Origin of the sequence: Saccharospirillum sp. MSK14-1 (assembly GCF_003054965.1) — a bacterium.
In the GTDB taxonomy this organism is placed as follows: domain Bacteria; phylum Pseudomonadota; class Gammaproteobacteria; order Pseudomonadales; family Natronospirillaceae; genus Saccharospirillum.
The window spans coordinates 1,275,058-1,299,621 of record NZ_MIES01000033.1 but is presented as its reverse complement, the minus strand read 5'-3'; the positions used below and the strand labels follow the sequence as shown (position 1 = coordinate 1,299,621).

The following is a 24,564-nucleotide window of genomic DNA, read 5'->3' as shown; positions in this document are numbered from 1 at the left end:
TTGGTGGATGGCTTACAGCGCGAATGTTGTCGAGACCGGCGCTGGGCGCGTTAGAATGACGCGTCTTTTGACCGATGTAAGGAACCGCCCCGTGTTGTCGCCTACTTTTTACGTGCTTGCCGTGATCGCCATTCTGATCGTGGGTATATCCAAAGGCGGATTCGGTGGGGGGCTGGGCATGGTAGCGGTGCCATTGATGTCGCTGGTCATTTCTCCCTTCGATGCAGCCGCTATTTTGTTGCCGATGCTGTGCATTATGGATCTGGCGGGATTACGGGCGTATTGGAGGCGCTGGGATCCGCGTAATTTGTGGATTATTCTGCCCGGCGGAATCGCTGGTGTCATCGTGGCAACGGTGACCTATCGCTGGGTGGATGAGCAGGTACTGCGGTTGCTGATTGGGGGGATCGCGGTTGCCTTTGCGCTGAATTATTACAGCCAGGCTTGGCGTCGGGAGCGACCGGCGCAGCAAGCCAGCCGAGTGCGCGGCGGCATCTGGTCGGCGGTGGCTGGGTTTACCAGTTTTTCGGCACACGCCGGTGGACCGCCGATCAGCGTCTATCTGTTGCCGCAGCGTCTTGATAAGACCTTGTTTGTCGGTACCACTGTCGTCTTTTTTGCGTTCGTTAATTACATCAAACTGGTGCCCTACGCCTTTTTGGGACAGTTCCGTCCGGAAATATTACTCAATGCGGTCTTATTGGCGCCGGTTGCGGTGGCGGGAGTCTATCTGGGGCTTTGGTTGCACCACCGCCTGTCTGAGCGGTGGTTTTATCGACTGTGCTATGCGCTCTTGCTGCTGACGGGCTTGCGTTTAGTGCAGCAAGGTTTGGTTGGTTAGCGCAATGAACGCTCTTAATCGGACGTTTCGATTCTCCAGGACAGTACCGTCTCCAGCCCGTTTTCGGTGACCCAGTGGTTCAACTCGCGCGGTGCGCGGGTTTTTTTCTCCAGGGTTTCCAGCTTCAGTGGGTGGCGATACTGGCCCGGTGGCAGTTCACGCGCTGGCTGAGGGCGACCCGTCAGGGGTTTTTTGCGAGCTTGCTGCTTAAGGCGGTCACCAATGAATTTCTCCAGGCGCGCCAACAGCGCTGATTTATTCAAACGCGGCAGGTCAGTGGTAATCCAATCGCCAATCTTTACGCTGCGACGATTAAAAATATCTTCTTCGGTTAACTCGTAATCGCGCTTTAACGTTTCCAGCAATGCCAAATATTGGTCAAAGCCTTCTTCTTTTTTCAAAGCGGCCGCCTTGGCCTGTTTTAATTCTTCCAGTTCGGCTTGATATTGCTGAATTTGTTGATCGATCAATTGATCGTCAATAGGGGTATATGCCTTAGCTTCGGTCATAGTCTCAATATTCAAAATAGAAGTGGATGAACAAACCGCCCTGGCGCGAGAAGTGCGCTTCAGAGCATCAACACTGGCGGTCTATTGAGGCCGGGTAGGGCCATCAATGAGAGAAACCGGCGACAGTGGGCAATGCAATACGCAATCACACCCGATGATTACGTATTGGGCATTAAATCAGCTCACGTATCGGTCTAAAAAGTGCGAGATATTTGGAGCGATATCAATTTAGGGGCCGATGGTCGGTAATTCAAGTTTAAGATTCCTTAATATCCAACCGAACGTAATATTTGTGTGACGATACCAAGAATCGTCAAGGTTTCACTGTCGGGAATAATGACTGCCTCGATATCCGGGTGGTGTGCAATCAGCCGTGGAGAAGGCGATAACTGTAATTCCCGAACCGTCAATTCCCCCTGAAAAGCAGCAATGACAATTTGCCCGGAACGGGCTGTTTGCGCTTGGTGAGCAATCAACAGATCGCCAGGGCCGATGCCGGCGTCGATCATGGCGTCGGTTTCCACGGCCACAAAAAAGGTTTTGTCCGGGTAGCGCAGGCAGAGTTGATTGAGATCGACCCCTGTCGAATCGTCTACCGTCGCCGCTGCATTTTGGCTGGCTTCAGCGCCTTCAATAAATAACGGTAGATTCAGTTGAGGCCCGGCCACACTGCGACCTAGTAATTGAACAGCCATAATTCTCGCCCAATAACTGTATTTATATACAGTATATTAGGCGCCTCGAACCGCGCAGGCAAGTGTCCTGTCAGTCACCGGTCATTGTCTGGGCGCCACGCAACATGGCATGAACCAGTTCATCGGCGTCAAATTTGGTGAGGGCTTCATTGGCGCCGACCTGATTGGCGTAGGCCAGGCTCATCTCGCTGTTTAATGACGTGTGCAAGATGATGTAGGTCTTCTTGAGTTCAGCAATATCGCGAATCTTGAAAGCCAGTTCGTAGCCATCGAGGCCCGGCATTTCGATGTCGCTGACCAGAATGTCGGTGGCGTTGCCAGCCCGTGCGTTTTTTTCCATCACTTCCAGTGCTTCCAGGCCGTGACTGGTGACCTGATAGGGAATGTTCAGATGGTCCAGCGCGTCCGACAGTTGCTTGCGCGCTACATGGGAATCATCAACCAACAGAATGTTCAGCGGTTGCAGCTGTTCGCGTTGCACGTCGGTCAGGTTGGCGTATCGCCGTCCGGGAGGGTCCGGGTAGATGCGCGACAACAGCAATTCAACATCGAGCAACTGGATTGTGTTATCGCCATCCATAAACAGGCCCGTCAGGTAGGCGTTCTTACCGAGCATGTCCGGTGGTGGTTTGACGTCTCGCCAGTTGGTATCGACGATTTTCTCAATACGCCGTACCAGAAAACCCACTTCTCGACGCTGCACATCGGTAATGATGATGGACGACTGGGCCAGCTCTTCGGTGCTCAGCGGTGTATAGCCAACCGCGGCCGCCATGTCGATGACCGGGATGGTTTTGTTGCGCACCGTTGTCGCTCCCAGCACAGCCGGATGGTCCTGCGGTAATTTGGACAGCGCGCGGTAGGGAATGATTTCCCGCACCTTGAGTGTGCCAATGGCGAAGCTCTGCGTGCCAGTAAGCGAGAACAGCAGCAATTTTTGAGCGTGCTTGTTGGCCTTGATATTCATACTGCGTCCTATCGTTGGCAGGCGGCTCGGTTACGGTGTTAAACAGTTTAGTCGCGGTGACTCAAGTACGAAACAACACAACCAGTTCGTGCATCTTATCGGACAGCTCGCTCAGCGTTTCTGCGCCTTTCACGGAGTGTCGGCCTTGTTCCAGGCTGTGATCGGCAAGCCCAGTGATGCGGGTCAGCTGTTGGTTGATCTCTTCCGAAACTTGGCTTTGTTCTTCGATGGACGTGGCCATCTGGTGGGTCATTTCCGTGATGCGAACCACCGCAGCGGCAATGTCGTGCAACGCTGAATCGGCTTCACCGACGCGGCTGACGCTGTCTTCAGCAATAGTGCGACCGCGTTCGGCGGCCGCTTCAGCATCGCCGGTTTTGGTTTTCAGCTTGTCGATGATGGTTTGAATCTGGGTGGTGGTGTCGGCGGTGCGAATGGCCAATGAGCGCACCTCGTCAGCGACCACAGCAAAGCCGCGTCCGTGTTCGCCAGCCCGCGCGGCTTCAATGGCTGCGTTTAACGCCAGTAAGTTCGTCTGTTCGGTGACTTCCTGAATGAGCTTAGCGGCTTCGGCAATGGACTGAGTCTCGCTCACCACCTCTTTAACGGTCTGGCCAATGGACTCAACGGCCTCCGCCAATTCTTGAATGCCTTGCCGTGCCTGGCTGATGGTGGCTGTGCCCTGATCGGCCAGCTCGTGCGCTTTGTCGGCTTCACCGGCGGTGTCCTGAACGTTGCCAGATACTTCATGAATGGTCGCGGCCATTTCGTTAACGGCGGCCGCGATTTGTGTGGTTTCGCTTTGCAATTGGTCAATAGCGGTGACCGACTCTTCGGTCAGCTTGCGCGACTGAATGGCCTGGTTGTTGACGCCACCAGCGGCGTCATCGATACGCGTCAGCACGGTTCGCAGGTGTGCTTTGGCACTGTCCATCGCCAACTCCAGTTCGGCCATGGTGCCTGGCGCGTCGGAGAAGGTCATTGCGATAATGGGGTCGCTGAACTGACCGGCCGTGCGCTCCTTCATACGGCTGAGAATCCGCTCGCGTTGGCGATACGCCAAGATGCTCAGGGCGGTCATCACCACGGCGGCTGCACCCAGGCTGACCCAGTCACCGGTGACATAACCGATAGCGGCCAGGAAAAACGCCGCCAGACTGTTTGGTCCCCACAACACAATGCGTTTGCGAATGCGTTGCAGCCAGGACAGCGGATGCTTGCCAGCGTTCAGGCGCTGGTAGATGCGAAAGGCCCGATTCACGTCCTCGCGCTTGGGTTTTACTCGGACCGATTCATAGGCGATGACCTTGCCGTTTTCGGTCACTGGGGTGACGTAGGCATTGACCCAGTAGTAGTCGCCGTTGATGCGGCGATTTTTCACCAACCCCATCCACGGTTTGCCCGCTTTGAGGTATTCCCACATGTTCGCGAATGCGGCCTGAGGCATGTCCGGATGGCGAATCAGGTTGTGCGCCTGACCAATCAGCTGATCCCGGTTGTAGCCGCTGACCTCACAAAAGGCGTCGTTGCAATGTAGGATAACGCCTTTAACGGTGGTCGAAGAGATCAGGATCTGATCGTCTCCCAGCTCGTATTCGGTATCGGTGACAGGTAGATTTTTGCGCATGTAAGTATCCGGGTCTCTGAGTCGTGGCGGTCTTATTAGAAAAATTCAGTCAATTAGCTATCGGCTGCCGCCAGGCCGATTTTAGCGACACTTGCATGGATATGCTTGTGTTTGCAGGGAACAGACTGTCTTCAATTGTTGAATGCATTGAGCTGTGTCAACGGTAGAGTCCCGACTGCTACAATTGATGAGCAGACATCGAACTATCCCTGCCTGGGAATCGTGTAAGGAGCCTTTGTGACAACGACGACGTCCGTTCGCCTGATTACTGTCCTAGCACTGGTCGTCGGCTCGACCGCGGCGCTCGCTGAAACCTTTGTCGAAGCCATCAGTAACTGTCGTGAGTTGAACAACCGAGAGCGGCGCTATGCCTGCTACGACGATGCTGAAGCCTACAGCGGTAACGTTCAGCGTGAAGTCGCCGCCTTCAATTACGAAGCCACATCAGATCCGCTGACCGGTCAGACCGAACATCAGTTGACCATTCGATCCGCTCAAGGGTTGAACGGGCGCGGCGATCCGATTGTGCTGTTGTGGCAGTGCGACTCCACGGCTCCAGGTCGCTATACCCTGACGCTGCGCTGGGAAGATTTTCTCCCCAGTGGTCGTCCCGAAGTGACCACCCGATTGGGCCAGCAAGCGCCGGTGACCGGGCGTTGGCAGGCGGGCAGCTACCGTGAATCATCGATTCTGGATGGCCCCGATACCGGCTTCACATTGACGGAGTTTGTCACTCAAGTGGCGGCGCAGATTGATGCGGGACATACCACCATGGTCTTTCGCACCAGACCTTATAACGATGACCCCATTACCGCCGTTTTTGATTTCACCGGCTTCACTGAGGTGGTAGAGCCCATGCGTCAATCCTGTCGCTTCTAAGCGGCTGGACTTGCATTCCGCCGAATGATGATCAATCTTATAACAACGTCATCACAAAGGAGGCCTCGAGCCTATGCAGTGCCCGTCCAACGACGGTGATCACATATCCCATCCCAATTAAGTTCCATCCTAATTAAGAGCGAGGTGATGCTATGAATGATGTAAAAGAATTCGAGCTGATCGTTTCCGAAAATTTTGATTTCAGCGCTCTTGACGTCTGCCGCGATGAACAGGGGGATCTTCAGGCCAATCTGGATCCGATTTACGACATTCTCTGTGCGTCCGGTATCGCAACCAGCCTGGTAGACAACCAGGATGTGCTATCTGCCCTTATTAACACTTTGTACGATTTCCATTTGGAAAACGGCGGTTCCGTCGATTTAGAAGTGGAACGCCACCGTGCTGTGCATGAATTGACAGATGAGTATGGCCGCGCCGGTGTGACCGGTAGCGCGACCTTACACTGAGTTCGCTGCCAGCCGCGCCAGGGTGGTGCGGCTGGTTTTAGCGAGCTTTTTCAGCCAATAACTCTTCCATATCCAGACCAGTCAGCTTGCGCAACTGGTTGAGCAAATAAAAGATCGCGCCCATCAGAATGACGGTCGATGGCAAGGCAATAACCGGATAACTCAACAGAGTCATTTTTCCCAGCTCTTCACTGAAGGCCGTGGTTCCGGGTTGGCTGACGACAATCAGCTTTGCCAGCACGTAGTTCAATACCGCTGAGAGCATAAAAGAGGCGGTAATGATGTAACTGACCAAGCGCAGCCGACGTTCCAATAATTGTGCCGTGCCTCGTTCTTTCAGCGCGTGTTGGACTTTATCCATGGCAAATAACTGCGCATTAAAAATCAAGGTGCGCACCAATGGAAAACGCGTGAACTGGCTGATTAAGACGGCGACGCCAAGCAACGCCGGAACCGCAGCTTCTTTGATGGCGATGTACTTAGGGTCAAGTTGCAGCAGGCTGATGCCGCCGGTCAGTAAGACGCTGATCACGCCGATGACCGAAAAAACGTTGACCTTGTTGGTCTGGCGCATTTCCCACAGACCGTAACCAATTGGGAAGGCCAGGGCGATGACAATGCCCCAGACCGGGCCCAGCGACTCTTCGCCGCTGAAGCGCGTCAGGATGACGACGGGCAGTAAGATGTTAAACAGCAGGTTGGTAAAAAAACCACCGCTTTTAGGTTCATTGCTCAAAATACAGCTCTCTCATCTCTCTGATCGTAGGTGCTGGCATTGTATGCAAAAGCGGGCCGGACGACATCCCGCCATGACGGCCTTTCCGTTATCTTTAGGCTGTTGCATTATCACGCTGGGTAACTGAATGGAACGGACAGATGGAGTGGCGGTTATTACTGGCCTTGGCGGTACTCGCTCTGGCTTTTTTCCTGACTCAGGGATTGTTGAAGTACTTTTTGGCGCTGTTCGTCGACAGCAAAGACGTTTCCATTCAGCGCAAGGCGCTGATTCGTAAGTCACTGCAGTTCTTTCATATTTTGGCCTATGCCTTCGCCTGCGGCCTGGTGTTTGGCGTGGGCTATGGGCAGTTTGTACTGTTTCTGTCGTCCTTTTTTGCCGTCCTGGGCGTCGCCTTATTTGCGCAATGGTCCATTCTCAGTAATGTCACCGCCAGTATTATTATCTTTTTTCAGTTCCCGTTTCGCATTGGCGACAACATTAAAATTGTCTTTAAAGACGAAGATCTCAGCGGCGTTATCGAGGAGATAACGCCGTTTCACGTGCTGATTCGGCGTGAACAGGGCGATCAGCTGATCTATCCCAACAGTTTGCTGTTGCAAGCAGCGGTGATCAAACCTGTGCCAAAGGCTCAGCCGACCCCCGAGTCGGATTCAGTTCCGGTGGCGGCTGAATCGACTGAGCGACAGCCAGTAGAAACCCGTCAACAGCAATAAGGCGGCGAGCAGCGCCCAGGGAACCACTTCGAGTGAATAGCGCGCGGCCAGAACACCACTGAGCGCTGGCAGGCCAGCGCCACCGATGCCCGCGGCAGCGATCTGCATGCCCATGGTGTTGTCCTGGTGCGCTTTGCCGACGCGGTGCAACGTCCCGGAGACCAGCCCGGGGAAGACGGGTGCGAACGCAAAACCGATTAAGCCGATGGCGAACAGACCGACAACATTCATCGGATTCCAAATCAACAAAAAGGTGCCGATCAAGGCCAGCGCCAGGCTGCCCCAGATCAACCGCTGGTGACCGAGCCAGTTAGCAAAGGCACCCGCCAGCAGTCGGCCAACGGTAAACATACCCCAGTAGATCGAGACCCAAAGGCCCGCCGTAGCCACTGAGAAACCGCGCGATTCAGCCAGCAAGGAATACGTCCACAGACCCATGGTTAATTCCAGACCGGTGTAGCAGAAGAACAGCAGCATGCTGAGCCAGACCGACAGCGTACGCATGGACGTAAACAGCGAGGCCGGTTGCACGAGGTCAGGGCGGGTTGTGGTGACTTTACCGGCGTCATCATGCAGTTGTACCGGCGTTTCAGAGGTTTCACGATCGCTGCGTTTAAGCCACAGCGACGCCGTTAATAAGAACACCAGGGCCAACCCCAATTGTGCCAGACCGACGGCCCAGTAACCCGGTTGCCAATTCCCTGTCAGTTTCAAACCGGCCGTCATGATCAAAGGGCCAAGGGTAACGCCGACCCCAAAGCTGGCGTGCAACCACTGCATCATTCGATCGCTGTGGTGAGTGGCAACATAGCTGTTCAGACCGGCATCAATAGCGCCCGCGCCCAGCCCCAGAAGCAATGCCAGACCGATCAGCAACCACCAGTAAGGTGCTAAAGCATAACCGATCAAGGCCAGGGCCGTGGTTGCGCAACTGACCGCCAGCAGGCGGCCAATACCCAGACGGCGACTCACCGCCCCACTGACAAAACTGCTCAACATATAGCCGGTGGTCGCACCCACCAGTAAGGTCCCTAGAGCATCCAGCGGCAGATTGAAATCGTTGCGCATTGATGGCCAGGCAACGCCCAGTAAGCCATCGGGCAAACCCAGAGAAATAAAGGCAATAAATGCCAACAGAATCAGTAACAGATTGCGATTCGCCGCCATGGGCACCTCCTGAATATTCGGATACAACACACCCGTTGGCCTGTCCCAAAGCGGGCGATGACCGCGGCGCAGGACTATAGCGCCACGCGCCAGACCACTGCAAGAGCAGGCTTGTCGGTGCCAGTTGTTGGCGCTATTGTCGGGCGCTTGTCTGCCCAAGCGGAGTCCTTCCTGATTATGAAACGTCGTCTGTTACCGGTTTTGCCTGTATTGATCAGCGCCTGTCTGCTGTTAATGCTGTCCTTTGGTTACCGCGCTGGGTTTGGTCTATTTATGCAGCCAATGTCACAGGCCAATGGCTGGGGGCGCGATGTGTTTTCCATGGCCTTGGCCATTCAGAATCTGGCTTGGGGCGTGATTGCCGTGCTCGCCGGCGGGCTTGCGGATCGTTATGGCAATTTGAAAGTCCTGCTTGCCGGTGTGGCTTGCTATGCCGCGGGGATGGCGGGGATGGCTTACGCTGCGAGCACCGGGGCGATTATCGCGACGGCTGGTTTGCTGGTGGGTGCCGGGGTTGCCGGTACGGCCTTTGGCATTGTTTTGCCGGCTCTGGCTCGCGCTGTTCCTGAAGAGCGCCGTAGTTGGGCATTGGGACTGGGAACCGCCGCTGGCAGTTTTGGTCAGTTTTTGGTGGTGCCGCTGATGCAGACGCTGGTCGATGCTGTCGGCTGGTTTCAGGCACTGCAGTGGTTGAGTTTATCAGCACTGGCAATGGCTGTGTTGGCGATCCCGCTGGCGCCATATGGCGGCGCATCCGACACATCCAGTCCGGCCATTGACGCCTCACTGTGGCAAATTTTGCGTCGCGCCTTTGGCGTTCGTTCCTACACCTTGCTGGTGCTCGGTTTCTTTGTTTGCGGTTTCCATGTGGCGTTCATTACCGTTCACATGCCTGGTTACGTGGTCGATTTGGGTTTTGATGCCAAGGTGGGTGCCTGGAGCATCAGTCTGATTGGTTTGTGCAATGTGATTGGCGCTTACGTGGCCGGTGTGCAAAGCGGGCGATTGCCTAAGCAGCGCATTCTGGCTTTTATTTATTTGGGTCGCGTCGTGGCGATCACTGCCTTTTTGCTGGCACCGGTCAGTCTGGTCAGCATTTTGGTGTTCAGTGCGGTCATGGGGTTTTTGTGGCTGGCAACGGTGCCTCCGACATCTGGATTAGTCGCTGTTTTTTTTGGTACGCGCTATATGACCTTCCTCTATGGCGTGGTGTTCCTCAGCCATCAAATAGGCAGCTTCAGCGGCGTATGGCTGGGTGGTTTTTTGTACGAAACCTTCGGTCATTACGACGGCATCTGGATCGCAGGCATTATTCTGGGCTTGGTGGCCGCGGTATTGCACTGGCCGATTCGTGAACAGGATGCCAGTGGTCAGCTGCGTGCTGCCTGAGCAGGCGCTATGGCGTTATTTAAGTGTGTTGTTTTCATTGCGCGTTGGGTAACTGGCGCGCTGTTCATTTGATTTAAGGATAGGTATGTCTGACGCTACCCAGACCAGTTTTCGTTCCTTGCTGCGTTTGTTGCGCTACGCGAGGGGTTATCGGCTTCGCCTTATTGGTGCCATTAGCTGTTCAGTTATCAATAAATTATTCGACATCGCCCCGGAAATTCTGATCGGTATTGCCATTGATGTGGTGGTGAATCAGGAAGCCAGCTTTGTGTCGCGCCTGGGCTTGGCGACGCCAGAATCGCAGATTACGGCACTGGCTGTGCTGACCTTTTTCATCTGGGCCGGTGAGTCGCTGTTTGAATATCTGTATCAAATTTTATGGCGCAACTTGGCGCAGCGGTTGCAAGCCGATTTTCGCCAGGATGCCTATGAACATATCCAGAAGCAGGACCAAAGTTTCTTTGAAAATCGCTCCAGTGGTCAGTTGATTTCGGTATTGAACGACGACGTTAATCAGTTAGAGCGGTTCCTCGATGGGGGTGCTAATGAACTGGTTCAGATTCTGGTGGCGGTGGTCGCCGTTGGCGCGGTCTTCTTTGTGATTTCGCCGTTGATCGCGGTGCTTGCTTTTACCCCGGTACCGTTGATTATCTGGGGCGCTTTTTATTACCAGAAAAGGGCCACGCCTCTGTATGCCAAGGTGCGTGATCAAGTCGGACGATTAGCCACTCGGCTGGCTAACAACATTGGCGGTATGAGTACCATTAAGGCCTTTACCGCCGAGCAAACCGAAGCGGCCCGAGTGCGAGCCGACAGCGAAGCTTATGCCGAGGCTAACCGTCATGCCATCGCCGTGAGTTCTGCGTTTATTCCGATCATTCGTATGGCGATTTTGACCGGGTTTCTATTCACCTTTGTGATTGGTGGCATGCAGACGTTGGATGGGCAACTCAGCGTCGGCGCTTACGGCGTGTTGGTGTTTTTAACCCAGCGATTACTGTGGCCGCTAACGGCATTAGCGCAAACCATTGACCTGTATGAGCGGGCAATGGCCAGCGTGCGACGCATTCTGGGATTGATTGAAACGCCCATAGAGATTCCCGATCAAGGCACGCAGACTTTGGCCTTGCCCGTGCGTGGCGAAGTGGATTATTCATCGGTGAACTTTGTTTACGGTCGTACTGGCGCCGGTGTGCATGACGTTAACTTTAACGTGGCTCCCGGAACCACGGTGGCGTTGGTGGGTGCTACCGGCTCAGGCAAGTCGACACTGATAAAATTGTTGCTGCGCTTTAATCAACCGCACAGCGGTGAGATTCGTGTCGATGGTACGCCCATTGAACAACTGACGTTACACAGCCTGCGCTCGGCCATCGGTTTGGTTAGCCAGGATGTGTTTTTGTTTGAAGGCACCATTGGCGAGAACATCGCCTACGGACGACCGGACGCCAATGAAGAAGACGTCATTAAGGCAGCGCAAACGGCGGAAGCCTGGGAGTTTATTGAGCGATTGCCGGATGGTTTGGACACCGCCGTGGGTGAGCGCGGTGTGCGTTTATCCGGTGGGCAACGTCAGCGATTGTCGCTGGCACGGGCACTGCTCAAAGATCCGGCCATTTTGATTCTCGATGAAGCCACCAGCGCGGTGGATAACGAAACCGAAGCGGCCATTCAGCGCTCACTGAAACACATTTCTCACGAGCGCACGGTGATTATGATTGCGCACCGTTTGTCGACCATCGTTCACGCCGAGCAGATTCTTGTGCTGGAGCATGGGCGTATTGTTGAGCAGGGACGCCACGATGAGCTGGTGGCTCAGCGAGGCGCATACTGGTCGCAGTGGCAGGTGCAGACCGGTGGGGCAGCCTGACCGGTTCAGACCTTGACGGTTTCCATATCGCCACCGTCGCGACGGCTGGCGATGCGCGCTTTGAGCCGGCCGATGTGCAGCAGCAAAATGGGCACCAATAGCAAGATCAGCACGGTGCCAAAACCCAACCCAAACACCATGCCCACGGCGATGGGTTTCAGCAGAGCCGCGTCGACACTGGTTTCAAACAACAATGGAATCAGGCCAGCCATAGTTGTAATTGACGTCAAAATGACTGGGCGCAACCGCGACAGTGAGGCTTCGACGGCGGAGTCGTAAAGACTCAAACCATCGTTATGCAGTCGCCTGAAAACGGTGACCAGAATAATGGCGTCGTTTATCACAATCCCCGACAGTCCAATCAGGCCGAACACGGAAATTGTGGACAGCGGCATGCCCATTATCCAATGTCCGATGACGGCACCCGTCAGCCCGAACGGAACCGTTACTAAAATAGCGAACGGCCATAGCCAGGATTCAAAAACCCAGGCCAGAATCAGATAAATCAACAAGATGGAAATACTCACCGCCAGCAAGGTGTCGCTGAAGAAAGATTCCAGCTCCTCGGCCTGGCCGCTGATTGACCAGTCCACATCAAAGCGCGCACTGATGCCCGGCAGGACGGTGTTTTCCAACTCCGGATAGAAGTCGACTAACTGATCGCCGTTGTAGGTCGCGGTGACTTCCACCTCCAATTCGCCGTTGCGAGAGGTGATGCGATTCAGGCCCTGATCGAAATGGAAATTCACCAGACCCCCCAAAGGTCGAGTGGTGCCATCGCTTAACTGAATGGGCAGATTTTCCAACCAGGCGTCGCTTTCGCGCTGATGCTCAACCAGTTGCAGGACCACCGGTATTTCCTGATCGCCTTCCTGCACCGTGACCAGGGTTTTCCCCGACAACTGACCGGCGACTTGGCTGGCCACGCTGTTCATATCGACCGCGGCGGTTTGTGCTGCCTGTGTCAGGCTCATTTGATATTGCTGACCGTCGAGTGGTAAATCATCGGTGATGTCACTGAGCACATCGGAATAATTCAACAGCTGCGTTTGCAGTGCGAGCGAGGCTTGTTTTAATTCTTGGATATCGTCGCCGACCAGGCGGATTTCCAAGTCACCGCCACCACCTGGGCCGCGGAAAAAGCGTCCGCTGGAATAGGCGCGCACCACCGGTGGCAGTTCGAATTCGTTCTGAACCCGTTCCAGCACGTCGGCGTTACTCAGTGCGCGATTGGTATCGCTGGTAAGGGTTAGTTCCAGGGAGGCGCGGTCGGGTTCATCAACGCTTTCAAATTCCTGAACGATGTTGGCGATAAGGCCACCACCGACCGAAGCGTCGATGTCTTCTACCACGGCTTGCAACTGGTCGAGAGCGCTTTCCGCTTCTGCCAGCGTGGTGCCATCGAGCAGGTCGAGGGTGACACTCATGGTTGGCTGATCCAGCGATGGCGACGGTTCAAACTCAATGCGGCCGCTGGTCACCGCGCCCAGCGTTAGTAAGGCAACAGCGAAAATGGCAGCCACAAAGATGCTCGATTGACCCAGCGCCTGCTTGACCAGACGTTGAAACGGACCATCACGAAACCGATGAAAGGCCTCTTCGAACTGTAGCCGCCGCACACCCATCGGTTTGGTTTTGCCGTTGTGGCCGAGGTGGCCCGGCAAAATGATAAAACACTCCACCAGCGAAGCGATGATGGCAGCGGTGACGACGGTGGGGATGTCCACCAGCAGGTTGCCGAAAGAGCCACCGATTAACAGCAGCGGCATAAAAGCCGCAATGGTGGTGAGGCTGGAGGCGATCACCGCGGGCATCATGCGCTTGGCCGCGGTGCGTGATGCCTGTTCGGATGATAAACCCTGAGATTCCAGCGCCGCCGCGTCTTCAGCGACCACGATGGCATCGTCGACGATGATGCCAATGGCGATAACAAAGCCGAACAAGCTGATGGTGTTGATGGTGGTATCGGAGTAACCCATAAAGGCGAGGGTGCCCATAAAGGAAACCGGAATGCCGGCGGCTACCCAAATCGCCAAGCGTGTGCGCAGGAAGACAAACAACACCAGCAACACCAACACCATCCCTGCGATGCCATTGCTGATCACCAGGTTGAGCTGGTCCTGCACGACCTGCCAGATTTCGTTGTATTTGTGCATGCCGACGCCGTACGGCAATTCATCGGCAAAATCGGCCATCCAGTTGTCCAGCAATTCGGCGTTTTCCAGGGTGTCTTCACCGGCGACTCGGCTGACTTCCAGTTTGATGGCAGGCATACCGTCGTAACGCAGAATATCCGTGTTGTCGTAAGCCTCGCGGACTTGTGCGACCTGCGCTAAGCGAATCACGCCACCGGCATTTTGCGCGATGATGGCTTCGTTCAGGGCGTCGACGGTCCAGTCTGGTGAATCGGTGACCAGTGACGTGCTGTTTGCGCCTACGGCGAGGGTTCCCGCTGGCGTGGCATTGAACTGGGCTGTGATGCGGTCGGCTAGGGTGTCGAGCGTCATACCCAGGGAGCCGAGCGTGGTGAGATCGACATCAATCACCCGTTCACGGCCAGGCGCGCCCGAGAGTTCAACCACCGCAACGCCTTCCGCCAACAGAGACTGTTGGGCTTGATAACCCAGGCTGGCCAGATCACTGCGTGGCAGGTCGCCATACAGCAGCACCGAAGCGACCGGCTCGGTGACTTCAATTTTTTCCAGATCATCGATGATGACACTGGATGGCAGGCCGATGTTATCGATGGCGTCTTCGAGGGTGGCAAACCCCTCGTCAACACTGAGGCCGTCTTTGACCGCCGCAAAGACGCGGTGACCGCCGCGATAGGAAACGGCGCGCACGAAATCGAAATCCCCACTGTCCATCATCTCCTGATCGAGTGGGTCACCCAACTGGGTGCGAATGGTATCGACGTCGGCGTTGTCCCAACTGAACGTGGCCCGCACCAGCGGCAACTCAAAGTCTGGGAACAGCTGTGAACGCACCGATTGTAAGCCCCAGATGCCTGCGCCAATCACCAACAGCATCATCAGGTTGGCGGCCAGACGATGACGCAGTATTTGATCGTAAAAACCGTTCATGAGGCGTCACCGTTTTCGGTGGGTAGGGTGTTGCTCTGAGTGTGACCGACCCGGGTCACGGGGGTGCCGTCTGTGGGCTGCGATAAGCGAGTCGTCAGGACGGTGATGGGGGCGTCGGTGGCGTCTTCGAAGCTGACCAGGGCCCACTGTTTACCGTCGCGCTGCTGATAACCGAGTACTTGCACGGTTTGCCGACTCAAAGCGCCATCAATCAGCTGATACAGCCGGTCGTTTTGGTAGATGGCGTCCTGTGGAACGGCGTAGCTGGATACTGCCGGGAGTTTCAGTTGCAGCTCAATGGTTTCGTTGATCAGCACGGGAATATTGGCGGGCAGGGCGACTTCCAGTGCCACCGCACCGGTCTCAGCCGAGGCGGCCAGACTGGTAACGGTCAGAGGATAGAGGGTGTCGTCGATGATCGCTTCGGCTTCGATTGCTTGGCCGCGAATGCGTCGATACACCGACAGCGGTACCTGGGTGCGGGCAAAGAGTGAGCTGCGGTCCACTAAAGTCATCAGATCGGTGTCGGCAGGTAAGCGTGCACCGGTGGCTACATTGATGCTGACCACCTCGGCGTCAAACGGCGCCACAGGCCGTAAGTCATCTGCATCGGCTTGAGCTTGTTCCAGAGCGATGCGTGCCTGTTCGAGGTCAGCTTGTTGCTGTATTAACTCGTCGGCATACACATCAACGCTTAACTCGGCGCTGCGTAAGGCTTCTTCTGCGGTCTGTAAGCTGGCGGCATTGGAATAGCCTTGCTCGTTCAAGGCCACTTCGCGTTGATAGCTGGCGCGGGCGTTATCGAGCGCCGCCTGGTCTACTTGATGCTGTCGCTCGGCGATGCGAATGGCCGCTTCCTGCTGGGCGACGGCGGCTTGTTGCTGACGTAAGGTCCATTCGATCGAGTCGGCGTTTAACTCAATTAAGGCGTCGTCGGCGCTGACCAACTGGCCCGCTTGCACGGCGATGTCGATCACGCGGGCTTCGGCGGGAACGGTGAGCGTTTCTTGTCGTTTAGCATCGACTTGCGCGAGCAGCGGTGTGGTTGGTGCGTTGTCGCCCCATTCAACATCGATGGCTTCAACCTGCAGAGTGTTACTGCTGGCATTGCTGCGCCCCCAGCGCGAGCCAGCGAGGCCGGCACGCATACTCATGGCAGCGTTACCGCCGCGTTGCGCGCCACTGTCTGAGCCGATTGGACTGCTCATGAGCAGATAGCCGCCGGCACCGACGGCCAGAATGACTGCGACAATGATTGACTGCTTCTTCATTCACTACTCCCAAAGTGCCAGGATGCTGACCGGCCAGTCGTATTAAAAAGAATCAACAAAGTGTGCGCCAGTTTACGGAACAAAGATGGAGAGAAAATGCAGCTGTGCGGTCAACAAACCGTAAACACCGAGCGATGATCGGGGTGACCGGTCGGATGTGATCAGGTAAACTGCGCAGCTCGTTTCAAACGGGCAAAGGCTTGTTCAGACCGTCCGGTGAAATGTCGGTCCGATACGGTCCCTTGGTAGGGGTAGGTCGGACCAGAGTAAAACCATTCAAAACCTTAAATATCCAACATGTGGCCCTTGGTAGGGGTCACCACTGAAGGAGCGCATCATGCCTGTTATTACCTTGCCCGACGGCGCCAAACGTTCGTACGACACCCCTGTATCCATTATGCAGATTGCCGAAGATATCGGCCCTGGCCTGGCTCGCAATACGCTGGCTGGACGCATCAATGGTGTGCGTGTCGATGCCGTTGATGTAGTCAGCGAAGATTCCGATATCGAGATTATTACGCCGAAGGATGACGATGGTCTGGAAATCATTCGTCACTCTTGCGCGCATTTGCTCGGCCATGCTCTGAAACAATTATGGCCCGACGCCAAGATGGCCATTGGTCCGACCATTGAAAACGGCTTTTATTACGACGTCGATCTGGATCATCGTCTGACCGAAGAAGATCTTGAGGCATTGGAAAAGCGCATGATGCAGTTAGCCAAAACCGACTACGCCGTGGTGCGCCACAAAGTCAGCTGGCAAGAAGCGCTGGATACCTTCCGTGAACGCGGCGAGCCCTACAAGATGGAAATTCTTGAGCAGAACATCAGCCAAGATGATCAGCCGGGTTTGTACCATCATGAAGAATACGTAGACATGTGCCGTGGTCCGCACGTGCCGAACATGAAGTTCTGTCATCATTTTAAATTGATGCGGGTTTCTGGTGCCTATTGGCGTGGTGACAGCAGCAACAAACAGTTGCAGCGTATTTACGGCACTGCCTGGGCCGATAAGAAGCAGCTGAAAGCGCACCTGAACTTCCTCGAAGAAGCGGCCAAGCGCGATCACCGTCGTATCGGTAAAAAGCTCGACCTCTTCCATCTTCAAGAAGAAGCGCCGGGTATGGTGTTCTGGCATCCCAATGGCTGGACCATGTATCAGGTGATTGAGCAATACATGCGCGCTAAGCAGAAAGCGCATGGCTACAGCGAAATCCGCACACCACAGATTGTTGACCGTTCACTGTGGGAGAAGTCCGGTCACTGGGACAAGTTCGGTGACGACATGTTCACCACACACAGCGAACACCGCGACAACGCGGTCAAGCCAATGAACTGCCCATGCCACGTTCAGGTCTTTAATCAGGGGCTGAAAAGCTACCGTGACCTGCCATTGCGTTTGGCAGAATTTGGTTCCTGTCACCGCAACGAAGCGTCCGGTGCCTTGCACGGCATTATGCGGGTGCGCGGTTTTACTCAGGACGATGCACACATCTTCTGTACTGAAGCGCAGATACAGCCAGAAGTGGCTCAATTCATCGAGATGCTCAACGAAGTCTATTACGACTTTGGGTTTGATGATGTCATCCTGAAGCTGTCGACCCGCCCGGAAAAGCGCGTTGGCAGCGATGCCGACTGGGACCGCGCCGAAGCCGCCTTAGCCTCCGCTTTGGATGCCACCGGCAAGCCTTGGGAAACATTGCCGGGCGAGGGCGCTTTCTACGGCCCTAAAATTGAATTCACCCTGAAGGACAGTCTGGGCCGGATGTGGCAATGCGGAACGATTCAGGTCGATTTCTCCATGCCGGGGCGGCTTGACGCCCAGTACGTGGACGAGCAGGGTAATCGTCAAACACCGGTCATGTTGCACCGAGCCATCCTCGGCAGCTTTGAACGCTTCACCGGTATCCTGATCGAACAGCACGCCGGTGCCATGCCGCCATGGCTGGCTCCGATTCAGGCGATGGTGTGCAATATCACCGATGCACAAGCGGATTTCGTCAAATCCGTCCAAAATCGCCTGATTTCCGCTGGTTTCCGGGCTGATGCCGACTTGAGAAATGAGAAGATCGGCTTTAAAATCCGCGAGCACACGATTCAGCGCATTCCTTATCTGCTGGTAATTGGCGATAAGGAAGTCGAAAACGAGGCCGTAGCGGTCCGCACCCGAGATGGGAAGGACCTGGGAACGCTGTCAGTTGACGCCTTTATTGAACGTCTGACTGCTGATGTCGCCCAAAAAGGCCGTCTGGTAACAAACGGAGAGTGAGTTATAAAACGCAACGCGAGAGGCGCCAAACCTACCAATCGTCATATTATTAATGAGCAGATTCAGGCGGATGAAGTCCGTCTGATCGCGGAAGACGGCGAGCAGCTCGGCATTGTGCCGCTGGCCGACGCCATTGCGCGGGCTCAACAAGCCGAACTGGATCTGGTACAGATCTCCAATGCCGACCCTGTGGTCTGCAAGATCATGGACCTGGGCAAGAAGCTCTACGAAGAGAAGAAAGCCAAGGCCGCAGCCAAGAAGAAACAAGTTCAGGTGCAGGTGAAGGAGGTGAAATTCCGCCCCAACACCGACATTGGTGATTACAACGTCAAGTTGCGTAACCTGACCAAGTTTCTGGAGCACGGTGACAAGGCTAAGGTAACGCTGCGTTTTCGTGGTCGTGAAATGGCTCACCAGGAAATCGGTATGGAACTGCTGCAGCGGGTCGCCAATGATCTGGAAGATCTGGCCACTGTAGAGCAGCGTCCTAAGATGGAAGGCCGTCAGTTGACCATGGTCATGGCGCCGACCAAGAAGAAGTGAGGCTGCCTTAGGTAGCATCCCGAAGTGGTTCGCCACTTCGTCAGTGACGACGACTCTGATGGAGTCGTCGTTTTTTAATGGCAACCGTTAGCTCCCGGATCAGGTGTTTCACCCAATCCATAAGGGATGCAAAGCGGTTATGGAAGTAGATCGGGAGATTGAAAATGCCAAAAATCAAGAGCAACTCCGGCGCTGCGAAGCGTTTCAAGAAGACCGCGAATGGCTTTAAGCACAAGCAGTCTTTCCGTAACCACATCCTGACCAAGAAAAGCACCAAGCGTATGCGTCATCTGCGCGGCACTCAGCAAGTTGCTGAGTCTGACGTGCCTTTGATCAAGCGCATGTTGCCTTACGTTTAACGGTCACCGGATTAGGAGGAAAGATAAATGGCTCGTGTAAAGCGGGGCGTCATCGCCCGTCGTCGTCACAAGAAGGTTCTGAAGCAAGCTAAAGGTTATTACGGTGCACGTTCACGTGTATTCCGCGTAGCCAAGCAGGCGGTCATCAAAGCAGGTCAATATGCTTACCGTGACCGTCGTCAGCGCAAGCGTCAGTTCCGCGCTTTGTGGATCGCTCGTATCAACGCTGAAGCTCGCGTGAATGGTCTGTCTTACAGCAAATTCATCGCTGGCTTGAAGAAGTCGTCCATCGAGATCGACCGTAAGATCCTTGCTGATCTGGCCGTTCACGACAAGGTCGCCTTCACTGCCCTGACCGAAAAAGCCAAGGCTGCTGCCTAAGCTTGATTGGTTTCCGGTGATTAAAAACCCGCCTTTTGGCGGGTTTTTTTATGGCTGTTTGAAGCGTCTATCGGTAGTGAAAACGTAACCGCTTAAGTAGGCTGGAAAGGTTTTTCAGACAGGTACCCCGGTTATGGATTCCATCCGAAACTTTGTCCAGGTAACACCCAATATTGGCAGTGCAGGACAGCCTAGGGCAGAACAGCTTTATTTAATCGTAGACCATGGCTATCGACATGTTATCAACCTCGGGTTATCTAACCACCGCGATGCCGTTGCCGATGAAGACAGACAACTGTCAGAACTGGGCGTGAATTACTTCCATATTCCTGTGCCCTTCGACAACCCCGGGCCGGATCAGTTGCGCCACTTTTGTCTTTTGATGGATCTGTTGCGTGACGAGAAGGTGTTTGTGCATTGCATCATGAACTATCGAGCATCGGCATTTTTGTACCAATATCTGACCAAGCTGGCCGGCTACGATGAAACCCGTGCTCGTTCTCCGGTTTTGGACAGCTGGGTCTTGCCTTCAGCGTGGCAGGCGTTAATGTCCTGGACTTGCCAGGACATCGGCTTGGAATAATAAAGACAAGAATTTTACGGTAGGAGAACACGATGGCATTGGAAAATGAACAGCAGTTAATGGCCACATTAAAACAACGCTTTGCTGATCATCCTGAGCGACACAGTGGTATTGATTGGCAGGATGTAGTCACTCGCTTACTCGCAAACCCCAGCAAGCTCAGTATCCTCGAGCAGATGGAGCAAACGGGCGGCGAGCCAGATGTGATTGCCTACGATGACTCTGTCGATGGTTTTATTTTTTGCGATTGCTCAACAGAAAGCCCGACGGGACGACGCAGTCTGTGTTACGACGACACGGCGTTGCAGGCACGCAAAAAAAACAAACCGGCGGGTAGTGTTGTCGATCATGCCGTGGCAATGGGCATCGAATTATTATCCGAAGCCGATTATCGCTATCTGCAAAGTTTGGGTGACTTTGACCTGAAAACCTCCAGTTGGGTTGTGACACCCGATTCAGTGCGCCAGCGCGGCGGGGCGCTCTTTGGTGATCGCCGCTATGGCCAAGTATTTATATATCACAATGGTGCCGATTCTTATTATGCCGCTCGCGGTTTCCGTGGCCGGTTAACGGTTTGATCAAAGGTATGTCTCGATGCATCGATGGCCATTAATAGGGTTTTTATTTTTGCTTCAGTCGGTGATGGCGGCTGATTGGCAAAACCCGGCGGAACGTTATCAGGATGCCTATCAGGCTTATGTATCCGAGCGTTGCCCCCTTCCCAATGATGGGATGTCGCATTACGCCTACTTTGCACGTGACCGTGAAGCGATGCGCGATCATCCGTTTCTGGAAGCCGAACGCTTTGAGGGTGCACAGATCATGTACTCCTGGCGTGACCTTGAACCAGAACGCGATCACTACGATTTTGAGCCAATACGCGACGATCTCGTTTATCTGGCCGAGCATGGCAAGACCCTCTTTATTCAGCTTCAGGACGCGACCTTCTATAACCAGAATTTAAGCGCACCGGATTATTTGCGCAGTGCTGAATTTGATGGCGGCATGATTCAGCAATATACCGACGATGGTACACCCGAAGGTTGGGTCGCCAAGCGCTGGAATGCAGCGGTCCGTGAGCGTTTCGCGGCGCTGATGACAGTATTGGGCGATGAGTTCGATGGCGACATTGCGGGCATAAATTTGCAGGAAACGGCGATTGGGGTGTCTGCCGATTACGATTCAAGTTTTACACCGGCTGGCTATGTCGAAGGGCTTAAAGCCAACATGCAGGCTCTGGCGGACGCTTTCCCAAACACCATTAAATTGCAGTACGCCAACTTTATGCCGGGTGAATGGTTACCCTGGGAAGATAAAGGCTACTTGCGCTCAATTTACGAGCACGGCAATCACATTGGCGTCGGTCTGGGTGGGCCGGATCTGATGGTGCGGCGCAAAGGGCAATTGAATCACACCATTGCCATGATGCATGAAGGGGAATTCAGCGTGCCGTTGGGCATTGCCGTTCAAGACGGTAATTATATCGGCGCGACCAATTCTGATCGTATTGCAACGGATCGCGCCAATATTGTGCCTCTGCTGCATGCCTTTGCCGCAGATTTTATGGGCGTTTCACTGATGTTCTGGAGTTATCAGGAACCCTATTTCAGCGAAGATGTGCTGCCCTGTGTTACGGACTGATTACCAGGGGTTCGGTCCGTTTTCGCCGGAGAAGGTAAAACCGGAAAAAGTCCCGGTCGGGCCATCATCATCCAGTAATGCCAGGCGCACCGCTTCGGCGGCACCGTCTTTAACGGTTCGGTTGCCGAAAAAGTTATTGAACTCCGTTGCCGTTGGGCCCGGGTTAGCGGCGTTGACTTTAATGCCACTGTCTTCAAGTTCAATGGCCAGGGCCAGAGTGAAGGCATTCAATAAGGTTTTCGACGGTCCATAGACGGCGCCAAAATGCTTGCGCATGGCAAAGTTTGGATCTGCATGGGCGCTGAGCGAACCCGCACCACTCGACACCATCACAATGCGCGCGGCCGGAGCTTGGCGCAGTAAAGGCAGCATAGCCTGGGTCACCGCAAGCGCACCGAAAGCGTTGGTCTCAAATACCTGTTTCAGTTCGTCCATTGATACCAGGCTCGGCTGAGCGGCCTGAGTGAGCTCGTCGAGGGATCGGTTGCCAACACCGGCATGGGCTATGGCTGCGTTATTCACCAGTACGTCAAGACGGCCGTATTCCTGGGAAATCTTCTGCTTGGCAGTGTCGATGGATGCTGAGTCGGTTACGTCTAGCTGAATCGCCCGAGCCTCGGGCCCCAGTTCTTCAGCGGTCTGCTGTCCTTTGTTTGGGTCACGTGCGCCAATCAGAACGATAAAACCATGATCGATCAGCTCGGCGGCAATCTGGCGGCCAATGCCTTTATTGGCACCGGTTATTAGGGCAATTTTCGGTGTGTTCATGAGTCCGTCCTATGCAATAAAGGAAAACGATCAGGCTGCACTGCGCGCAGTGGCCGGTCGGCGTCTGAGGCTGGGCTGGTTCATTGCCGGTGTTTCATAAGGCGCATGCAGTGGGCCGACGTCGGTACCTGGAGCAACAATGGCATCGATGCGATCCAGCAGGTCGTCACTGAGTTCAAACTGGGAGCCAGCGAGTAGATCGTCGAGTTGTAGCTGAGTGCGGGGTCCCAAATTGGCGGCTGTCACCGCTGGATGAGCAATCGTGAATGCCATGGCCAGGTGTGTCAGGGGGACACCGGCTTCCTGAGCCAAACTGACCAACTGCTCCACTGCATCCAGCTTTTGTGCATTGCCATAAAAATGCGGCAGACGTGTCGCTCGGGTAGCGTCGGTTTGCTGGCTGCGCCGGACTCGGCCGGTCAGCATGCCCATATGCAGCGGGCTCCAGACCATCACGCCCAGGCCGTATTGTTCGCAAATTGGCAGCACTTCACGCTCAATGCTGCGATTAAGAATGGAATAAGAAGGCTGCTCAACCCGGACCTTAGCCAGGTGATGGCGATCGGCTGTCCATTGGGCTTCGACAATTTGTGACGCCGGGAAGGTTGAGGTTCCGATCGCACGGATTTTTCCGGCACGCATTAAGTCCGTCAGCGCCGACAGGGTCTCTTCGATGTCTGTTTCCGGTGATGGACGGTGCACCATATAGACGTCGATGTAGTCGGTTTGCAGGCGACGTAAAGAATCGTCCAGCGCTTGGGTAAGCCAGCGACGTGAATTGCCTTGTTGGTTTGGGTCGTTGCCCATGGGTAAGTGGGCTTTAGTGGTCAGTACCACCTGGTCTCGACGACCTTGTAATGCTTTGCCGACGATCTGCTCGGACTCGCCTTGGCTGTAAAAATCGGCGGTATCAATGAAGTTGATGCCCGCATCCAGCGCTTTATGAATGATGCGGATGCCGTCATCGTGGTCAGGGTTGCCAACGGCGCCGAGCATCATGGTACCCAGAGCGTAGGGGCTGACTTTGATACCGGTCTTGCCCAGGTTGCGATAGTTCATGTGAAGCTCCTGATAAATGAAGAAGGAAGACGAGCCACCTAGGCGCCTTAAGTGGATCGTCGTTCCGTATTATATGGATCATTGTTCCGTTTTCAATTAAATGGATCAATGTTCCGTATTTTGGCAAAATAGACCCAGCAATCGAGGAGGTAGTTGATGAGTCAATTTGAAACCGGCAGCCCGGCGAAACCTACGGTCAGAGCCGATGCGCAACGCAGCCAGGACGCGATTCTGTCGGCCGCTTTGGACGTGTTCGCCAGCGCCGGTGTCGATGCTCCGGTGCGTGAAATTGCCAATCGTGCCGGGGTCGGAGTCGGGACGCTGTATCGTCATTTTCCACAGCGCTCTGATTTGATCGTGGCGGTTTTTCGCCAACAGGTGGATGCCTGCGCTCAAAGTGCGCCGGAGTTGGCACAGCAGCATTCACCGGCGGATGCGTTGGCGCATTGGGTACAGCGCTATGCTGACTTTATTGTCACCAAGCGTGGTCTGGCTGCTGCCTTGCATTCCGGTGATCCGGCCTACAGTGCGCTGCCCGCCTATTTTGATGCCCATTTGCGTCCAGCCTTGCAAAGCTTGCTGGATGCGGCCATCGCCGCTGGTGAGGTTCGTACCGATGTGGATCCGGATGAGCTGTTACGCGCCGTAGGGAATCTGTGTCTGTCGGCCAGAGAAGACCGCCTGGAAACCGCTCGACGAATGGTGGGATTATTGGTGGATGGAATGCGCTATGGAGCTTAATGG

Annotated in this window: 24 protein-coding genes; 14 read left to right on the top strand and 10 right to left on the bottom strand. The window is 54.7% G+C overall.

All coding sequences use genetic code 11. From position 1 onward, the window contains the following. Positions 1-91 precede the first annotated feature (91 nt). Positions 92-841, top strand: a complete 750-nt coding sequence (locus tag BGP77_RS15065) for a sulfite exporter TauE/SafE family protein (RefSeq protein WP_233252371.1) — start codon at positions 92-94, stop codon at positions 839-841. Positions 842-855: 14 nt separating this feature from the next. Here the strand turns inward: BGP77_RS15065 and BGP77_RS15060 are convergent, their stop codons facing one another. The 4 genes from BGP77_RS15060 to BGP77_RS15045 all read right to left on the bottom strand — a co-directional run bounded on the left by BGP77_RS15060 (position 856) and on the right by BGP77_RS15045 (position 4,639). Next, complete coding sequence (locus BGP77_RS15060; protein WP_108165529.1) at positions 856-1,350, bottom strand: hypothetical protein; 495 nt, start codon at positions 1,348-1,350, stop codon at positions 856-858. 266 nt (positions 1,351-1,616) lie between these two features. Further along, complete coding sequence (locus tag BGP77_RS15055; protein ID WP_108165528.1) at positions 1,617-2,045, bottom strand: S24 family peptidase; 429 nt, start codon at positions 2,043-2,045, stop codon at positions 1,617-1,619. 70 nt (positions 2,046-2,115) lie between these two features. After that, complete coding sequence (locus tag BGP77_RS15050) at positions 2,116-3,012, bottom strand: chemotaxis protein (protein WP_108165527.1); 897 nt, start codon at positions 3,010-3,012, stop codon at positions 2,116-2,118. A gap of 61 nt (positions 3,013-3,073) precedes the next feature. Continuing rightward, positions 3,074-4,639, bottom strand: a complete 1,566-nt coding sequence (locus BGP77_RS15045) for a PAS domain-containing methyl-accepting chemotaxis protein (protein ID WP_108165526.1) — start codon at positions 4,637-4,639, stop codon at positions 3,074-3,076. A gap of 237 nt (positions 4,640-4,876) precedes the next feature. Between BGP77_RS15045 and BGP77_RS15040 the strand changes: the two genes are divergently transcribed. Together BGP77_RS15040 and BGP77_RS15035 are read left to right on the top strand one after the other, a co-directional pair. Continuing rightward, positions 4,877-5,518, top strand: a complete 642-nt coding sequence (locus tag BGP77_RS15040; protein ID WP_108165525.1) for a hypothetical protein — start codon at positions 4,877-4,879, stop codon at positions 5,516-5,518. Positions 5,519-5,670: 152 nt separating this feature from the next. Beyond that, complete coding sequence (locus BGP77_RS15035) at positions 5,671-5,985, top strand: hypothetical protein (RefSeq protein ID WP_108165524.1); 315 nt, start codon at positions 5,671-5,673, stop codon at positions 5,983-5,985. Positions 5,986-6,022: 37 nt separating this feature from the next. Here BGP77_RS15035 and BGP77_RS15030 read toward each other — a convergent pair whose 3' ends face one another. Next, positions 6,023-6,721 carry a VC0807 family protein gene (locus tag BGP77_RS15030; RefSeq protein ID WP_108165523.1) on the bottom strand — a complete coding sequence of 233 codons (699 nt, stop codon included), beginning with the start codon at positions 6,719-6,721 and terminating at the stop codon, positions 6,023-6,025. A 140-nt stretch (positions 6,722-6,861) separates the two neighbouring features. Between BGP77_RS15030 and BGP77_RS15025 the strand changes: the two genes are divergently transcribed. Continuing rightward, positions 6,862-7,437 carry a mechanosensitive ion channel domain-containing protein gene (locus tag BGP77_RS15025; protein ID WP_108165522.1) on the top strand — a complete coding sequence of 192 codons (576 nt, stop codon included), beginning with the start codon at positions 6,862-6,864 and terminating at the stop codon, positions 7,435-7,437. On the opposite strand, the gene BGP77_RS15020 is transcribed toward BGP77_RS15025, so the two are convergent. Then, the gene (locus BGP77_RS15020) at positions 7,375-8,604 is read right to left on the bottom strand and encodes a sugar MFS transporter (RefSeq protein ID WP_108165521.1); all 1,230 of its coding nucleotides are present in this window, start codon (positions 8,602-8,604) and stop codon (positions 7,375-7,377) included. The genes BGP77_RS15025 and BGP77_RS15020 overlap by 63 nt on opposite strands. 177 nt (positions 8,605-8,781) lie before the next feature. Between BGP77_RS15020 and BGP77_RS15015 the strand changes: the two genes are divergently transcribed. Together BGP77_RS15015 and BGP77_RS15010 are read left to right on the top strand one after the other, a co-directional pair. Continuing rightward, positions 8,782-9,993 (top strand): MFS transporter, encoded by a 1,212-nt coding sequence (locus BGP77_RS15015; protein ID WP_108165520.1) that lies wholly within the window; start codon positions 8,782-8,784, stop codon positions 9,991-9,993. Between the two features lie 85 nt (positions 9,994-10,078). Next, complete coding sequence (locus BGP77_RS15010; RefSeq protein ID WP_108165519.1) at positions 10,079-11,863, top strand: ABC transporter ATP-binding protein; 1,785 nt, start codon at positions 10,079-10,081, stop codon at positions 11,861-11,863. Between the two features lie 5 nt (positions 11,864-11,868). On the opposite strand, the gene BGP77_RS15005 is transcribed toward BGP77_RS15010, so the two are convergent. Both BGP77_RS15005 and BGP77_RS15000 read right to left on the bottom strand, forming a co-directional pair. After that, on the bottom strand, positions 11,869-14,946 hold the full coding sequence (locus BGP77_RS15005; protein WP_108165518.1) for an efflux RND transporter permease subunit: 3,078 nt from the start codon (positions 14,944-14,946) through the stop codon (positions 11,869-11,871). Continuing rightward, complete coding sequence (locus BGP77_RS15000; RefSeq protein WP_108165517.1) at positions 14,943-16,217, bottom strand: efflux RND transporter periplasmic adaptor subunit; 1,275 nt, start codon at positions 16,215-16,217, stop codon at positions 14,943-14,945. Before BGP77_RS15000 ends, BGP77_RS15005 begins: the two co-directional genes overlap by 4 nt. A 337-nt stretch (positions 16,218-16,554) precedes the next feature. Here BGP77_RS15000 and thrS point away from each other — a divergent pair, with 337 nt between their 5' ends. The 7 genes from thrS (at position 16,555) to BGP77_RS14965 (ending at position 21,993) form a co-directional block, all read left to right on the top strand. Further along, positions 16,555-18,486: a threonine--tRNA ligase gene (gene thrS / locus BGP77_RS14995; protein WP_108165516.1), complete on the top strand. Its 1,932-nt coding sequence runs from the start codon at positions 16,555-16,557 to the stop codon at positions 18,484-18,486. 45 nt (positions 18,487-18,531) lie between these two features. Then, positions 18,532-19,029, top strand: coding sequence for a translation initiation factor IF-3 (gene infC, locus BGP77_RS14990; protein WP_255414367.1), 498 nt, complete (start codon positions 18,532-18,534; stop codon positions 19,027-19,029). Positions 19,030-19,193: 164 nt separating this feature from the next. Then, positions 19,194-19,388, top strand: a complete 195-nt coding sequence (rpmI, locus tag BGP77_RS14985; protein ID WP_108165514.1) for a 50S ribosomal protein L35 — start codon at positions 19,194-19,196, stop codon at positions 19,386-19,388. Positions 19,389-19,415: 27 nt separating this feature from the next. Beyond that, complete coding sequence (gene rplT / locus BGP77_RS14980) at positions 19,416-19,769, top strand: 50S ribosomal protein L20 (RefSeq protein WP_108165513.1); 354 nt, start codon at positions 19,416-19,418, stop codon at positions 19,767-19,769. A gap of 133 nt (positions 19,770-19,902) precedes the next feature. Continuing rightward, on the top strand, positions 19,903-20,352 hold the full coding sequence (locus tag BGP77_RS14975; RefSeq protein ID WP_108165512.1) for a protein tyrosine phosphatase family protein: 450 nt from the start codon (positions 19,903-19,905) through the stop codon (positions 20,350-20,352). 32 nt (positions 20,353-20,384) lie between these two features. Then, a complete protein-coding gene (locus BGP77_RS14970; RefSeq protein ID WP_108165511.1) occupies positions 20,385-20,930 on the top strand; it encodes a DUF4256 domain-containing protein in 546 nt (181 codons plus the stop codon). A 16-nt stretch (positions 20,931-20,946) separates the two neighbouring features. Beyond that, positions 20,947-21,993, top strand: coding sequence for a hypothetical protein (locus BGP77_RS14965; protein ID WP_108165510.1), 1,047 nt, complete (start codon positions 20,947-20,949; stop codon positions 21,991-21,993). Here BGP77_RS14965 and BGP77_RS14960 read toward each other — a convergent pair whose 3' ends face one another. Together BGP77_RS14960 and BGP77_RS14955 are read right to left on the bottom strand one after the other, a co-directional pair. Further along, on the bottom strand, positions 21,994-22,761 hold the full coding sequence (locus BGP77_RS14960; RefSeq protein WP_108165509.1) for an SDR family NAD(P)-dependent oxidoreductase: 768 nt from the start codon (positions 22,759-22,761) through the stop codon (positions 21,994-21,996). It lies immediately after the preceding gene. A 30-nt stretch (positions 22,762-22,791) separates the two neighbouring features. Further along, positions 22,792-23,820, bottom strand: a complete 1,029-nt coding sequence (locus BGP77_RS14955; RefSeq protein WP_108165508.1) for an aldo/keto reductase — start codon at positions 23,818-23,820, stop codon at positions 22,792-22,794. Between the two features lie 156 nt (positions 23,821-23,976). On the opposite strand from BGP77_RS14955, the gene BGP77_RS14950 reads away from it, so the two are divergent. Further along, positions 23,977-24,561, top strand: a complete 585-nt coding sequence (locus BGP77_RS14950) for a TetR/AcrR family transcriptional regulator (RefSeq protein ID WP_108165507.1) — start codon at positions 23,977-23,979, stop codon at positions 24,559-24,561. Positions 24,562-24,564: the final 3 nt, after the last annotated feature.

What these genes read in the sequence shown, in the direction of transcription:
- BGP77_RS15060 (WP_108165529.1), bottom strand. Translation starts at nt 1,350, where the DNA reads ATGACCGAAGCTAAGGCATATACCCCTATTGACGATCAATTGATCGAT.
- BGP77_RS15055 (WP_108165528.1), bottom strand. Translation starts at nt 2,045, where the DNA reads ATGGCTGTTCAATTACTAGGTCGCAGTGTGGCCGGGCCTCAACTGAAT.
- BGP77_RS15050 (WP_108165527.1), bottom strand. Translation starts at nt 3,012, where the DNA reads ATGAATATCAAGGCCAACAAGCACGCTCAAAAATTGCTGCTGTTCTCG.
- BGP77_RS15045 (WP_108165526.1), bottom strand. Translation starts at nt 4,639, where the DNA reads ATGCGCAAAAATCTACCTGTCACCGATACCGAATACGAGCTGGGAGAC.
- BGP77_RS15035 (WP_108165524.1), top strand. Translation starts at nt 5,671, where the DNA reads ATGAATGATGTAAAAGAATTCGAGCTGATCGTTTCCGAAAATTTTGAT.
- BGP77_RS15025 (WP_108165522.1), top strand. Translation starts at nt 6,862, where the DNA reads ATGGAGTGGCGGTTATTACTGGCCTTGGCGGTACTCGCTCTGGCTTTT.
- BGP77_RS15020 (WP_108165521.1), bottom strand. Translation starts at nt 8,604, where the DNA reads ATGGCGGCGAATCGCAATCTGTTACTGATTCTGTTGGCATTTATTGCC.
- BGP77_RS15015 (WP_108165520.1), top strand. Translation starts at nt 8,782, where the DNA reads ATGAAACGTCGTCTGTTACCGGTTTTGCCTGTATTGATCAGCGCCTGT.
- BGP77_RS15010 (WP_108165519.1), top strand. Translation starts at nt 10,079, where the DNA reads ATGTCTGACGCTACCCAGACCAGTTTTCGTTCCTTGCTGCGTTTGTTG.
- BGP77_RS15005 (WP_108165518.1), bottom strand. Translation starts at nt 14,946, where the DNA reads ATGAACGGTTTTTACGATCAAATACTGCGTCATCGTCTGGCCGCCAAC.
- BGP77_RS15000 (WP_108165517.1), bottom strand. Translation starts at nt 16,217, where the DNA reads ATGAAGAAGCAGTCAATCATTGTCGCAGTCATTCTGGCCGTCGGTGCC.
- thrS (WP_108165516.1), top strand. Translation starts at nt 16,555, where the DNA reads ATGCCTGTTATTACCTTGCCCGACGGCGCCAAACGTTCGTACGACACC.
- rpmI (WP_108165514.1), top strand. Translation starts at nt 19,194, where the DNA reads ATGCCAAAAATCAAGAGCAACTCCGGCGCTGCGAAGCGTTTCAAGAAG.
- rplT (WP_108165513.1), top strand. Translation starts at nt 19,416, where the DNA reads ATGGCTCGTGTAAAGCGGGGCGTCATCGCCCGTCGTCGTCACAAGAAG.
- BGP77_RS14975 (WP_108165512.1), top strand. Translation starts at nt 19,903, where the DNA reads ATGGATTCCATCCGAAACTTTGTCCAGGTAACACCCAATATTGGCAGT.
- BGP77_RS14970 (WP_108165511.1), top strand. Translation starts at nt 20,385, where the DNA reads ATGGCATTGGAAAATGAACAGCAGTTAATGGCCACATTAAAACAACGC.
- BGP77_RS14965 (WP_108165510.1), top strand. Translation starts at nt 20,947, where the DNA reads ATGCATCGATGGCCATTAATAGGGTTTTTATTTTTGCTTCAGTCGGTG.
- BGP77_RS14960 (WP_108165509.1), bottom strand. Translation starts at nt 22,761, where the DNA reads ATGAACACACCGAAAATTGCCCTAATAACCGGTGCCAATAAAGGCATT.
- BGP77_RS14955 (WP_108165508.1), bottom strand. Translation starts at nt 23,820, where the DNA reads ATGAACTATCGCAACCTGGGCAAGACCGGTATCAAAGTCAGCCCCTAC.
- BGP77_RS14950 (WP_108165507.1), top strand. Translation starts at nt 23,977, where the DNA reads ATGAGTCAATTTGAAACCGGCAGCCCGGCGAAACCTACGGTCAGAGCC.